The sequence below is a fragment of the Stenotrophomonas sp. As-7 genome, assembly GCF_030291015.1.
In the GTDB taxonomy this organism is placed as follows: domain Bacteria; phylum Pseudomonadota; class Gammaproteobacteria; order Xanthomonadales; family Xanthomonadaceae; genus Stenotrophomonas; species Stenotrophomonas lactitubi.
Genome location: NZ_CP127405.1, coordinates 1968596 through 1982162, shown reverse-complemented (window position 1 = coordinate 1982162; position 13567 = coordinate 1968596). Strand labels below are relative to the sequence as shown.

The window sequence follows — 13567 nt, the reverse complement described above, 5'->3', positions numbered from 1 at the left end:
CCCATTAGCGGCGTCTGGCCACCCCACTCTGAACCTTGGCCCGGTCGCAGGTGGCCGGCATGACTGACTGGGGATGATCAGCGGCAATCAGCTCACAAGCTGTGCGCCATTTGCAGGAGCACTTGACATACAACAAGGGCGCCTCTCGGCGCCCTCGTTCCTTCAACTCATTCCCACTCAATAGTCGCCGGCGGCTTCCCCGAGATGTCATAAACAACCCTTGAAACCCCCCGCAACTCATTGATGATCCGGTTGCTCACCGTCCCCAGGAACTCATACGGCAGATGCGCCCAGTGCGCGGTCATGAAGTCAATCGTCTCCACCGCCCTTAGCGCAATCACCCACTCATAAGCGCGCGCATCGCCCACCACGCCCACCGACTTCACCGGCAGGAACACGGCAAACGCCTGGCTAGTCTTGTCGTACAGATCCGCCTTGCGCAGCTCATCAATGAAGATGGCATCGGCCTTGGCCAGCAGTTCGGCGTATTCGCGCTTCACTTCACCCAGGATACGCACGCCCAGGCCCGGGCCCGGGAACGGGTGGCGGTAAACCATGCTGCGCGGCAGACCCAGCTCAACACCCAAGCGGCGCACCTCGTCCTTGAACAGCTCGCGCAGCGGCTCCACCAGGCCCAGCTTCATGTGCTCCGGCAGGCCGCCCACGTTGTGGTGGCTCTTGATCACATGCGCCTTGCCGGTCTTGCTGCCGGCCGACTCGATCACGTCCGGGTAGATGGTGCCCTGCGCCAGCCACTTGGCGTTCTTCAGCTTGTTCGACTCTTCGTCGAAGATCTCAACGAACAGGTTGCCGATGATCTTGCGCTTGGCTTCCGGGTCGCTCACGCCTTCCAGCGCGTTGAAGTAACGGTCGGCGGCATTCACGCGCACCACCTTTACGCCCATGTGCTCGGCGAACATCGCCATCACCTGGTCGCCTTCCTGCCAACGCAGCAGGCCGGTATCCACGAACACGCAGGTCAGCTTCTCGCCGATGGCCTTGTGCAGCAGCGCCGCCACCACGGACGAATCGACGCCGCCGGACAGGCCCAGGATCACTTCGTCATCGCCCACCTGTTCGCGCACGCGGGCGATCTGGTCGTCGATGATGTTGGCGGCGGTCCACAGGGTCTGGCAGCCGCACACGTCCACCACGAAGCGGCGCAGCAGCGCCTGGCCCTGCAGGGTGTGGGTCACTTCCGGGTGGAACTGCACGCCGTACCAGCGCTTTTCTTCGTTGGCCATGGCGGCCACCGGAATGCGGTCGGTGGTGGCGGTGATGGTGAAGCCCGGGGGTGCAACGGAAACGTGGTCGCCGTGGCTCATCCAGACATTCAGCTTCGGCTCGCCGCCGTGGTCGCTCAGGCCCTTGAACAGTGCATCCGGGTTGATCACGTTAACTTCGGCGTGGCCGAACTCGCGCTGGTCAGCCGCTTCGGTGGCACCGCCCAGCTGCGCGGCCAGGGTCTGCATGCCGTAGCAGATGCCGAAGATCGGCAGGCCGCTGTCGAACACTTCCTGCGGTGCGGCCGGCGCGCCCGGCAGCGTGGTCGATTCCGGGCCACCGGACAGGATGATGCCCTTGGCGCCAAACGCCGCGATCTCGGCCGGGTTATGGTCCCACGCCCAGATTTCGCAGTAGACGCCCAGCTCGCGGATGCGGCGGGCAATCAGCTGCGTGTACTGCGCGCCGAAATCGAGGATGAGGATCTTGTCGTTATGGATGTTGGTCATGGCGCCCCGGCAATGCAGTAGGGAAAACGAAAACGTCAGAATTTTTCAGCGGCAGATGGAGAAAGAGGAACGGGAATCAGCTTCCTCGTTCCTCTTTGCTCGTCCCGCATCAGGAGCGGTAGTTCGGCGGCTCTTTGGTGATCGTCACGTCGTGGACGTGGCTCTCACGCTGGCCGGCGCCGCTGATCTTCACGAACTTGGGCTGGCTGCGCATGTCCTCGACGGTGGCGCAGCCCACGTAGCCCATGGTGGCGCGCAGGCCGCCCATCAGCTGGTGGATGATGCCGCCCACCGGGCCGCGGTACGGCACGCGGCCTTCAATGCCTTCCGGCACCAGCTTGTCGGCGGTGGCGGCGTCCTGGAAGTAGCGGTCCTTGGACCCCTTCTCCATCGCGGCCAGCGAGCCCATGCCGCGGTAGCTCTTGTACGAACGGCCCTGGAACAGCTCGGTTTCGCCCGGCGATTCCTCGGTACCGGCCAGCAGGCCACCGACCATGATGGTCGAGGCACCGGCGGCCAGCGCCTTGCCGATGTCGCCGGAGTAGCGGATGCCACCGTCGGCGATCAGCGGGATGCGGTCCTGCAGCGCTTCGGCCACCAGGTCGATCGCGGTGATCTGCGGCACGCCCACGCCGGCCACCACGCGGGTGGTGCAGATCGAGCCCGGGCCGATGCCCACCTTCACTGCGTCCGCGCCGCTGTCCAGCAGCGCCAGCGCGGCTTCACCGGTGCAGATGTTGCCGCCGATGACCTGCACGTTCGGGAAGTTCTTCTTGACCCAGGTCACGCGGTCCAGCACGCCCTGCGAGTGGCCGTGCGCGGTATCGACCACGATCACGTCCACGCCGGCAGCGACCAGCGCTTCCACGCGGCGATCGGTATCGCCGCCCACGCCGACGGCGGCGCCGACCAGCAGGCGGGTGGCGATGTCCTTGGCAGCGTTCGGGAAGTCGGTGTTCTTCTGGATGTCCTTGACGGTGATCAGGCCACGCAGGGCGAAATCATCGTTGACCACCAGCACCTTTTCGATGCGGTTGCGGTGCAGCAGCTGCAGCACTTCATCAGACGCGGCGCCTTCCTTGACCGTGATCAGGCGATCCTTCTTGGTCATGATGTGGCGGACCGGATCGTCCAGCTCGGTCTCGAAGCGCATGTCGCGGTGGGTCACGATGCCGGCCAGCAGGCCGTCGCTGCCCACCACCGGCACGCCGGAGATGTTGTGCGCCTGGGTCAGGGCCAGCACGTCGCGGATGGTGGTTTCCGGGCCGACGGTGATCGGGTCGCGGATGACGCCGGCCTCGAACTTCTTGACCTTGGCCACTTCGGCGGCCTGCTGCTCCACGCTCAGGTTCTTGTGGATGATGCCCATGCCGCCCAGCTGTGCCATGGCGATGGCCAGGCGTGCTTCGGTGACGGTATCCATGGCGGCGGACAGGATCGGAAGCTTGAGCTTCAGGTCACGTGTCAACCGCGTTTCGAGGTTGACGTCCTTGGGCAGGATGGTCGAATGAGCGGGGACGAGCGAGACGTCGTCGTAGGTGAGAGCTTCAGCCTGGATGCGCAGCATCGGCATACCCGAGATGTGGGGAAGCGCGACATTTTACCCTGTTTTGGCGGCCTGTGGCAGGGGGTAGATGCGACGCAGTGTCGCGCGGCCGGTGGTTTGTTCATCCGATGGACCGGGACCCCCGCACCGCGCTGGCCCCCCCCTTGAACCGCCTTTGGTAGGTGCCAACCTTGGTTGGCACAAACAGGCAGATGCCTTCGCCCCTTCTGGGCCCCGATGCCGGACGAATCGTGCCAACCAAGGTTGGCACCCACCTGGAGCGGGTCATGCGGACCGGCGGGAATTACGGGGCATCGACGCGATCCCGGTAGCGCCGGGCCATGCCCGGCGAGCGCAGCGGCGGCGCAACAATCCGCCGGGCATGGCCCGGCGCTACCACGCCCCAGCGCAAGCAGCCCAGCCCGATCAGGCCCCGGCTTCCGCCGCTTCCAGCGTGTTCTGCATCAACGTGGCCACGGTCATCGGGCCCACGCCACCCGGCACCGGGGTGATCCAGCTCGCCCGCTGCGCTGCGGCCTCGAACCCGACATCGCCCACCAACCGGCCGTCATCCAACCGGTTGATACCCACGTCGATCACCACCGCACCCGGCTTCACCCACTCGCCCGGCACGATGCCCGGGCGGCCCACCGCCACCACCAGGATGTCGGCATTGCGCACGGCCTGTTCCAGCACGTCCTTGGGGGTGAACTTGTGGCAGCTGGTCACGGTGCAGCCGGCAATCAGCAGCTCCAGGCCCATCGGCCGGCCAACGTGGTTGCTGACGCCGACGATGGTGGCGTTGCGGCCGCGCACCGGCTGGTCGGTGTGGCCCAGCAGCGTGGTGATGCCGCGCGGGGTGCACGGGCGCAGGCCGAACTCGCGCAGGGCAAGGTGGCCGACGTTTTCCGGGTGGAAACCGTCCACGTCCTTGCGCGGGTCGATGCGCTGGATCAGCCGGCGCGCATCGGGAATGCCCGGCAGCGGCAGCTGGATCAGGATGCCGTTGATCTTCGGGTCGGCGTTGAGCTGGTCGATCAGGTCGAGCAGCTCAGCCTCGGTGGTGCCGGCCGGCAGATCGTAGTCATAAGCCCCGATGCCGACCTTCTCGGCGGCGCGGCGCTTGTTGCGCACGTACACGGTCGAGGCCGGGTCGCCACCTACCAGCACCACGGCCAGGCCCGGGCGGCTGCCACCGGCGGCAACACGGGCGTCGACCCGCACCTTCAGGCTGTCGAGCAGGTCCTCGGCGATACGGCGGCCATCGAGGATGCGGGCAGGAAGCTGGGGGGCGGAGTCGGTCATCGGGTGCGGGCGTGGGGCGGCGGGGACGCTATTGTCCCCGATTCACGGCCCCTCGCCCACCGCCGCGATCGCCCGCTGCGCTCGCCGGGCATGGCCCGGCGCTACCCACGAATCGCGCGACACCCCGGTAGCGCCGGGCCATGCCCGGCGAGCGCGAAGCGCGGCGCGTGGCGATCATTCCTCTTCTTCTTCCGGCACTTCATCCGCATTGAGCGTGCGCGCCTTGCGCTTGGGCGCGGTGAACGGCGTCGGCGTCGGCACGCCGGGCAGCGCGGTGCCGAACACCATGTGCGCGCCGGCACGCAGATTGCCGCCGGCCATTTCCAGTTCGAAGCGTTCGGCGTCGCGCTCGCGGATCTGCTCGGCGATCTCGCGCGCGTCGTCTTCCTCCGCGCCCAGCTCCACCAGCGCGGCCTGCCCGAACAGCAGCGCCGACTCGAACGTTTCGCGGATCTGGAAGTCCACGCCAGCATGGATCAGCCGCAGCGAATGTTCGCGATCGAACGAACGCACCAGCAGCTTGGCCTGCGGGAACTGATGGGCCACCAGCTCGACGATGCGGTCAGCGTCCTCGGCATTGTTCACGCACACCGCGACCGCCCGCGCACTGCCCGCGCCGGACGCATGCAGCACGTCCAGACGGGTGCCGTCGCCGTAATAGATCTTGAAACCGAAGCGCTCGGCGTTGTGGATCATCTCCACGTCGTTGTCGATGATGGTCACGTCCACGTCGCGGGCCAGCAGCGACTGGCTGGCCACCTGGCCGAAGCGGCCAAAGCCGATCAGCAGCACGCTGCCGGACAGGCCATCGGCGGTATCCACGCCTTCCAGGCTGACGGTCGGCTTCGGCGCCACGCGCTTGTAGACCAGCACCACCAGCGGCGTCAGCGCCATCGACAGCACCACCACGGCGGTGAAGTTGGCATTGATGTCCAGGCTGATCACGCCGGCGCTCGCAGCCGCCGAGAACAGCACGAAGGCGAATTCGCCGCCCTGCGCCATCAGCACGCCACGGTCCAGCGCCTGCGCATGGTCGCTGCCCATCAAGCGCGCCACCACGTAGATGCACAGCGCCTTGGCCGCCATCAGCGCCACCACCAGGCCGAGGATCATCGGCCAGTTGCCGGCCACCACGCCCAGGTCCAGCGCCATGCCCACGCTGAGGAAGAACAGGCCCAGCAGGATGCCGCGGAACGGCTCGATGTCCGCTTCGATCTGGTGGCGGAAGGTCGATTCGCTCAGCAGCACGCCCGCAAGGAACGCGCCCATCGCCATCGACAACCCGGACAGCTGCATCAGCAGCGCCGCACCCAGCACCACCAGCAGTGCGGCGGCGGTCATCACTTCGCGCGCCTTCGATTCGGCCAGCACGCGGAACAGCGGATTGAGCAGGAAGCGGCCGACCAGCACCAGGCCGACGATGGCGCCCACGCCGATCGCCACCGACATCCAGCGCGAGCCCTCACCGTCGGCGCTGCCGGCAGCCGGCGCCATCCACGCGACAAGCGCCAGCAGCGGCACGATCAACAGGTCTTCGAACAACAGGATCGAGACGATCTTCTGCCCCGACGGCAGCGCGATATCGCCGCGCTCGGCGAGCAGCTGCATCACCACCGCGGTGGAGGTCAGCACGAATCCAGTGGCACCGATGAAGGCGATCTGCCACGGCAGCCCGAACAGCTTGGCGATGCTGGTCAGCACCAGCGCGCAGGTGACGATCTGCAGCGTGCCCAGCCCGAAGATTTCCTTGCGCAGGCTCCACAGGTGCGAGGGCCGCATTTCCAGGCCGATGACGAACAGGAACATGACCACGCCGAGTTCGGCGGTATGCAGGATCGCCTGCGGGTCGGAGAACCAGCCCAACCCGAACGGGCCGATCGCCAGGCCGGCGGCAAAGTAGCCCAGCACCGAGCCCAGGCCGAGCCGACGGAACAGCGGCACCATCACCACCGCTGCGCCCAACAGGGCGACGACCTTGACCAGCTCGCTGGTCGCTGCTTCTACCGCCATGCGGTGGGTTCCCCGGAAATCGAAATCGGACTCAACGATAGAGCAACACCGATGACGGCAATAGCACGTGTGTTGCGTTTTATTGTCTTGGAGATGGAACGATGCCGGGAATGACCCCCAATATCATCCCGAAACCATGCATATGTTTTCGTCGGCGCCAACCATGCACCCGCTTCGGTAGGTGCCAACCTTGGTTGGCACACGAGCGCCGACCAAGGTCGGCATCTACCAGAGCGTTCCCCCGGCCGGATTCACCCGCCCCGACAGAACGCGGCGTAATCGATATACCCAGGGAACGGCACGCCCGGTGCACACACCGGGCACTGCGGGTCCGGCCCGATGCCGGTCTCGCGGAAACGCATGCCCAGCGCATCAAAACGCAGCAGGCGCCCCACCAGCGGCTCGCCGATGCCCAGCAGCAGCTTCAGCACCTCGGTGGCCTGCAGCACCCCGGCCAGGCCCGGCAGCACGCCCAGCACGCCCGCCTCGGAGCAGTTGGGCGCAAACTCCGGCGGCGGCGGCTCCGGGAACAGGCAGCGGTAGCACGGCGCCACGCCACGCTGGCGGCCGGCGTCGAACACGCTCACCTGGCCGTCGAAGCGCTCGATGGCGGCATAGACCATCGGCTTGGCGTGCTTGATGCAGGCGTCGTTGAGCAGGTAGCGCAGCGGGAAGTTGTCCGAGCCGTCCAGCACCACGTCGACGTCCTGCAACAGGCGGTCCACGTTCTCTGAGGTCACCCGCTCGGGCACGGCCTCGACCTCGATCGACGGGTTCAACGCCAGCAGGCGCTCGCGTGCCGAATCGACCTTCAGCTGGCCGACGCTGGCCTCGGTATGCACGATCTGCCGATGCAGATTGCTGCGCTCGACACGGTCGTGGTCGGCGAAACGCAGGTGCCCTACCCCGGCCGCCGCCAGATAGAAGCCGGCCGGTGCACCCAGCCCACCGGCGCCCAGCACCAGCACCCGCGACTGCTGCAGCCGGCGCTGGCCGCCCTCGCCCACCTGCGGCAGCAGCAGATGGCGCGAGTAGCGGTCGTAGAAATCGCGGTCGGCGGCACTGGTCAGCGGCTGCACCAACGGCAGCGACAACTCACGCCAGGCGACGGTGCCGCCAGCGACGGAGCTCACATTCGTGTAGCCCGCATCCAGCAGCGCCTGCGCCGCATCGGCCGAGCGCTTGCCGCTCTGGCAGATCAGCAGGATCTCCTGTTCCGGCAGCGGCAGGTGCGCGACCGCGTCAGCCAGCAATTCACCCTTGGCGACGCCACGCGCGCCTTCGGCCATGCCGCCGGCCCGCTCATGCGCCTCGCGCACGTCGATCAGCACCGCGCCATGGGCCACGCGCACTCGCGCCTGTTCGGGGGAAAGCTCTGGAATGCTCATGGCCGCATTATCGCGCACGTGGCATCGGCCCGCCTTGACCAGGATCTGTAGAGCCGAGCCCATGCTCGGCTGGCGCGCGGCAATGCGCGAAAAGCAGCCGAGCATGGGCTCGGCTCTACAGATGCACTACAAGCGTAGCCCGGCGCTATGCCGGCTGCCTGCTTCCAACCTGCTGCTGAAGAACACCGATGAGCGCTTTCAGCCCGGGAGGAACATGCCGATGGCCCGGGTAGTACAGCGAAAGACCGGGGAACTCGGGACACCAGTCCTCAAGCAACCGAAGCAGGCGACCATCGGCCAACGGCTCCAACGCCAGATGCTCGGGAACGAACGCAATACCGATGCCGTCAACGGCGGCGTCGACCATCAACGGCTGGTCCGTCAGCGTGATCGGCCCGGAGACGTTCACCCGCTCGGTGACGCCCTGGCGCTCGAACTCCCAGCGATAGATCGCCCCGCTCTCGAACCGGAAGCGGATGCAGTCGTGCTGATGCAGATCCAGTGGCCGCAGTGGCCGTCCACGCGCGTGCAGGTACGCCGGTGAGGCAACCGCCGCGAACTGCATGGGCGGCGTCACCGCTACCGCCACCATGTCCCGCGGCACGGCTTCGGCAAGGCGGATTCCCGCATCAAAACCGTCCGAAACGATATCGCCCAACCTGCCGTCACTGACGATGTCCAGATGCACCTGCGGGTACTGGCGCAGGAACCGTGCAAGCACCGGTTTCAGCACGAGCCGTATCGCCCCTTCGCTGGCATTGATGCGGACGGTGCCACGCGGCGTGCCCGCTTCGGTATCCACCGACTGCAGCGCCTCCTCGATGGACGCCATTGCTGGCCGCAGTTTTTCCGCCAGGCGCTCGCCGGCGTCGGTCAGCGAGACGCTGCGCGTGGTGCGATTGAACAGGCGTGCGCCCAGCCGCTGCTCCAGCGTCTTGATGGCATGGCTGATCGCCGACGGGGTGATGTTCAACTCCGCCGCCGCACTGCGGAAGCTGCGGTGCGCTGCCACTGCGAGGAACGCGGTGAAGGCCGCCAGATCACCCCCACCCGATTGCTGAATGATATTCACCATGTCGTCAGATATTGAAGCGATTGTCTTGATAGTCAGCGGATTCTACGCTCAGCGCTGTCGCGGGCGCAGGCCCTCGGCGCTCATCCACCGAGACAGGATCAAGACGATGAAGATGATGAAGGCGGTTGTGATGACCGGGCCGAACAAGCCGTGGCAGGTACAGGAGGTCCCGGTACCCGCGATCGAACCGGGCCAGGTACTGGTCAAGGTTCACGCGTCCGGCATGTGCTACACCGATGTGTGGGCAACCCAGGGTTACGGTGGCGACATCTATCCGCAGACGCCCGGGCACGAAGTAGTCGGAGAAGTGGTGGAGGTGGGCGCCGGCGTGCACTCGCGCCGGGTGGGCGATCGCGTGGGCACCACGTGGGTCCAGTCCTCCTGCGGGCGTTGCCCCTACTGCCGCGAGAACCGTCCCTTGTCCGGACAGACGGCAATGAACTGCGATGCACCTCGCACCACCGGCTTCGCCGCGCAGGGCGGCCATGCCCAGTACATCGCGATCTCCGCCGAAGGCACGGTACTGCTGCCTGACGGACTCTCCTACGTGAATGCGGCGCCGATGATGTGTGCCGGCTACACGACCTGGAGCGGGCTGCGCGATGCGGCACCCCAGCCACGGGAAAAGATCGCGGTACTTGGCATCGGCGGGCTTGGCCACGTCGCCCTGCAGCTGTCCAGAGCCTGTGGCTTCGAGACCATCGCAATCACGCATTCCGCGGACAAGCATGCACTTGCCCTGCAGTTGGGCGCCGACCAGGTCGTTGCCAGTGGCAAGGAACTGAAGACGATCGGCGGCGCCGACGTGCTGCTGGTGACCACCAACGAATTCAGCTCGGCCGAAGAAGCCATGACCGGCCTGCGTGTCGATGGACGCGTGGTGCTGTGCGGGCTGGACTTCAGCCAGCCCTTCTCGATCTCGTCCGACGGCGTACCGTTCCACATGATGCGCCAGCGCGTGATCGGCGCCACCCATGGTGGCCAGCACTATCTTGGCGAAGTGCTGGCGCTTGCCGCCACCGGCAAGGTAAAGCCGATGGTCGAGACCTTTGACCTGGACCACGCGACCGAGGCCTATGACCGCCTGGCATCGGGCAGGATGAGGTTCCGCGGGGTGCTGCTGCCGTGGGGCAGCGCCTGAGAAAGCGCGCCGTAACGCGCCACAACGAAAAAGGCGGCCCTGCGGCCGCCTTCTCGTGGATCACTTGCCCTTGACGTGCTTCATCAAGCGCCGCTTGGCCTTGACCTGCCGTTCGGTCAGCACGTTCTTCTTGCCTTCGTACGGGTTGGCACCCTCGCGGAAGATGAACTGCACCGGCGTACCGATCAGCTTGAAGCGCTTGCGGAAGAAGTTCTCCAGGTAGCGCTTGTACGACTCCTGCAGTTCCTTCAGGCGGGTGCCGTGCACGATGAAGGTCGGCGGGTTGGCGCCGGCCGGGTGCACATAACGCAGCTTGGAGACGTGGCCGCGGATGGTCGGCGGCGGGTTGGTCTCGTAGGCCACTTCCAGCGCCTTGTTCACTTCGCTGGTGGTGAAGGTCTTGTTCGCCGATTCGTGCGCACGGTGCACCGCACGGAACAGCTCGCGCAGGCCCGAACCATGCTTGGCCGAGATGCGCACCGATTCGGCCCACGGCACGAAGCCCAGGCGCAACGACAGCATCGTTTCCGCCTGCTCACGCTGATAGTCGGTCAGGCCGTCCCACTTGTTGATCGCGATCACCAGCGCGCGGCCGGCATCCAGCACGGCGCCGAGCACGGTGGCGTCCTGGTCGGTCACGCCTTCGGTGGCGTCGAGCATCAGCACGGCCACCTGGCACTGCTCGATCGACTGCATGGTCTTGACCACCGAGAACTTCTCGACGACCTCGTCCACGCGCGAACGGCGACGCAGGCCGGCGGTGTCGATCAGGCGATACTCACGACCGTCACGCTCCAGGTCCACCGAGATCGAATCGCGGGTGGTGCCCGGCACGTCCGAGGCGATCATCCGCTCTTCGCCGAGGATGCGATTGACCAGGGTCGACTTGCCCACGTTCGGGCGGCCGACGAAGGCGATGCGCACGCGGTTCGGATCGTTGTCCAGCTCTTCGCCGCTGCCCTCTTCCGGCAGGCGCTGGATGACTTCGTCCAGCAGGTCGTCCAGGCCCTGGCGGTGGGCCGCCGACACGGTCAGCATCTCGCTGAAGCCGTAGCGGGCAAACTCCGAACGCACGGTGTCCTCGTCGGTGCCGTCGATCTTGTTGATCAGCAGCAGCGTCGGGCGCGACAGCTTTCGCAGCCAGGCCAGGATCTCATCGTCCATCGCCGAGGTGCCCTCGCGGGCATCAACGACAAACAGGATCAGGTCAGCTTCGCCAGCGGCAGCGCGGGCCTGGCGCGTGGTAGCGCCAGCCAGGCCTTCTTCTTCCTCTGCGATGCCGCCGGTATCGACGACGAGGAAATGGTTGTCCTCGTCAAGCCGGCAGACGCCATAGTTGCGGTCCCGGGTGACGCCGGGCTGGTCATGGACCAGGGCGTCACGTGTACGGGTCAGTGCATTGAATATGGTCGACTTGCCGACATTCGGCCGTCCAACCAGGGCGACCAAAGGCAGCATCGCGATTACTCCGTATTAATTTGCCAACCGGAATGCGGTCAGCTTGCCATCAACGTTCTGCACCAGCAGCACCCCATCGACGACGATTGGCTGGGCCAGAAGCGCATCACCGCCGCTTTTCGCCCGCGCCGCCATCGCGCCATCGGAGGCCTGCAGCCAATGCAGGTATCCCTTGTAGTCACCGACCACCACGTAGTCGCCATGCAGCGCCGGACCGGTCAGCGAGCGCCGGGCCAGTGCGGTCTGCGACCACATCGCCGCGCCGCTGGCCTTGTCCAGGCCGAACACGCCGCCCTTGTTGTCGGTAACGAAAACATTGCCCGAAGACACCGCCACACCACCGGCACCGCCGTGGTCACGCGCCCAGAGGGGGCGACCGGTCGGGCCTTCGATGGCCATGGTCTGGTTCTTGAAGCTGCTCACGAACAGCGTATTGCCGTCGAGCACCGGGGCGCCATCAACGTCGGCCATGCGGTCCAGCTCGGTACGGCCTTCGCCGGTGCCGACGTTCTGGTCCCACAGCGTGCGGCCGTCCTGCATGGCCAGCGCAGCAACGCTGCCCTCGTCCTTGCCGATGAACAGCACGCCCGGACCGGCCACCACCGCCGCGTTGCCACGCACGGTCAGCGCCGGCAGCTCGCTCGGGTTGAACCACTTCTGGGTGCCGTTGCCGGCATCGAACGCGGTGACGCGGCCATCATTGCTGCGCACGAAGACCATGCCCTGGGCAATGGCCGGCGCGGCGATGACTTCGTTCGGCACGCGTGCGCGCCACTTCTCGCTGCCATCGTTGATGTCCAGCGCGATCACCTGGCCATCGAGGGTACCGATGACCACCAGGTTCTCGCCGACGCCCGGACCACCGGACAGCCGCAGCTTGGCCTTCTTCTTTTCCTTCTTCGGCTCCCAGGTCCAGACCTTCTTGCCGGTCTGCAGGTCGATGGCGTGCACGCCACCGGTGATCGCCGCGGCGAACACGTGACCGTTGGCCACTGCCGGGCCCTGGCGCACGCCGATGCGGCGCTCGCCCTTGCCGAGGTTGACCGACCAGGCCTTGTTGACCTTCAGGGTCGGCTCGAACTTCACCAGTTCCGCCGGCTCCTGTGCCTTCTTCGCTGCTGCGTCCTTGCCGGCGAACCAGCCCTTCATGGTGCTGCAACCGGACAGCGCCATACCGAGCAGGAGTACGGTGGCGACGCGCGTGATCATGACCTTCTGACTCATCAAACCGACTCCGCAGGGGCGGCGACGGTGCCGCCGGCGTCCATAACCTTGGTTTCCAGCAGTCGCCGCTGCGGCGCTGCCACGTCCAGCGTCTTCAGCGCCTTCTCATACTGTTCGCGGGCCGCGTCACGCTTGCCCTGCGCCATCAGCGCATCGCCATGGATTTCCAGGCTGCTGCTGTCGGTGGCGCTGCCCAGCAGCTTGATCGCTTCATCGCCCTTGCCGGTAGCCACCAGCAGGCGCGCCACGCGCTGGTCGACCACGCGCTGCAGGTCGCCTTCGACCTTCACCGCGCGCAGGGTAGCCAGCGCTTCTTCATTCTTGCCCGCATCGACCTGGGCCTTGGCCAGCTGCAGCGCCGCCAGGTCGCCGTAGATGCTGGACGGGCCAGCCTCCAACGCCTTGACCGCCTTGGCCGCGTCATCGAGCTTGTTTGCCTGCAGACCCGCCAGGGCCTTCTGGTACTCGACATTGGCCGAGGCCAGCTTGCCGCCCTGGTCCTTCTGGTACCACTGCCAGCCGGCAATGGCACCGATGGCGATGACTACGCCACCGAGGATGCTGGCACCATTCTTCCGCAGCCAGCTGCGGACGCGTTCACTTTGTTCGTGCTCGTCGAGCAGGTCGTCGATCGCCATGCGTACTCTCGCCCCGCCCGTCGGGAGGGACCATTGGGATTATCGAAGG

The 13567-nt window shown here is 66.4% G+C and carries 10 protein-coding genes; 1 reads left to right on the top strand and 9 read right to left on the bottom strand.

Going from position 1 to position 13567, the window contains the following annotated elements; genetic code table 11:
* Positions 1 to 167: 167 nt before the first annotated feature.
* The 6 genes from guaA to QP457_RS09305 form a co-directional block, all read right to left on the bottom strand.
* On the bottom strand, positions 168 to 1733 hold the full coding sequence (gene guaA / locus QP457_RS09330) for a glutamine-hydrolyzing GMP synthase (RefSeq protein ID WP_089240554.1): 1566 nt from the start codon (positions 1731 to 1733) through the stop codon (positions 168 to 170).
* 109 nt (positions 1734 to 1842) lie between these two features.
* Positions 1843 to 3300: an IMP dehydrogenase gene (guaB, locus tag QP457_RS09325; protein ID WP_205405669.1), complete on the bottom strand. Its 1458-nt coding sequence runs from the start codon at positions 3298 to 3300 to the stop codon at positions 1843 to 1845.
* Between the two features lie 405 nt (positions 3301 to 3705).
* A complete protein-coding gene (gene folD, locus QP457_RS09320; RefSeq protein WP_205405670.1) occupies positions 3706 to 4584 on the bottom strand; it encodes a bifunctional methylenetetrahydrofolate dehydrogenase/methenyltetrahydrofolate cyclohydrolase FolD in 879 nt (292 codons plus the stop codon).
* Between the two features lie 174 nt (positions 4585 to 4758).
* The gene (locus tag QP457_RS09315; RefSeq protein ID WP_205405671.1) at positions 4759 to 6594 is read right to left on the bottom strand and encodes a monovalent cation:proton antiporter-2 (CPA2) family protein; all 1836 of its coding nucleotides are present in this window, start codon (positions 6592 to 6594) and stop codon (positions 4759 to 4761) included.
* Between the two features lie 251 nt (positions 6595 to 6845).
* A complete protein-coding gene (gene moeB, locus QP457_RS09310; RefSeq protein WP_205405672.1) occupies positions 6846 to 7982 on the bottom strand; it encodes a molybdopterin-synthase adenylyltransferase MoeB in 1137 nt (378 codons plus the stop codon).
* 145 nt (positions 7983 to 8127) lie between these two features.
* Positions 8128 to 9057: a LysR family transcriptional regulator gene (locus QP457_RS09305; RefSeq protein ID WP_205405673.1), complete on the bottom strand. Its 930-nt coding sequence runs from the start codon at positions 9055 to 9057 to the stop codon at positions 8128 to 8130.
* 106 nt (positions 9058 to 9163) lie between these two features.
* On the opposite strand from QP457_RS09305, the gene QP457_RS09300 reads away from it, so the two are divergent.
* Complete coding sequence (locus QP457_RS09300) at positions 9164 to 10198, top strand: alcohol dehydrogenase catalytic domain-containing protein (protein ID WP_205405674.1); 1035 nt, start codon at positions 9164 to 9166, stop codon at positions 10196 to 10198.
* A 60-nt stretch (positions 10199 to 10258) separates the two neighbouring features.
* On the opposite strand, the gene der is transcribed toward QP457_RS09300, so the two are convergent.
* Genes der through QP457_RS09285 form a run of 3 tightly spaced genes read right to left on the bottom strand, consistent with a single transcriptional unit; the run spans position 10259 to position 13518 of the window.
* Positions 10259 to 11656, bottom strand: coding sequence for a ribosome biogenesis GTPase Der (der, locus tag QP457_RS09295; RefSeq protein WP_025874993.1), 1398 nt, complete (start codon positions 11654 to 11656; stop codon positions 10259 to 10261).
* A 15-nt stretch (positions 11657 to 11671) separates the two neighbouring features.
* Complete coding sequence (bamB, locus tag QP457_RS09290; protein ID WP_140227102.1) at positions 11672 to 12880, bottom strand: outer membrane protein assembly factor BamB; 1209 nt, start codon at positions 12878 to 12880, stop codon at positions 11672 to 11674.
* Complete coding sequence (locus QP457_RS09285; protein ID WP_100552316.1) at positions 12880 to 13518, bottom strand: tetratricopeptide repeat protein; 639 nt, start codon at positions 13516 to 13518, stop codon at positions 12880 to 12882. Before QP457_RS09285 ends, bamB begins: the two co-directional genes overlap by 1 nt.
* Positions 13519 to 13567 lie beyond the last annotated feature (49 nt).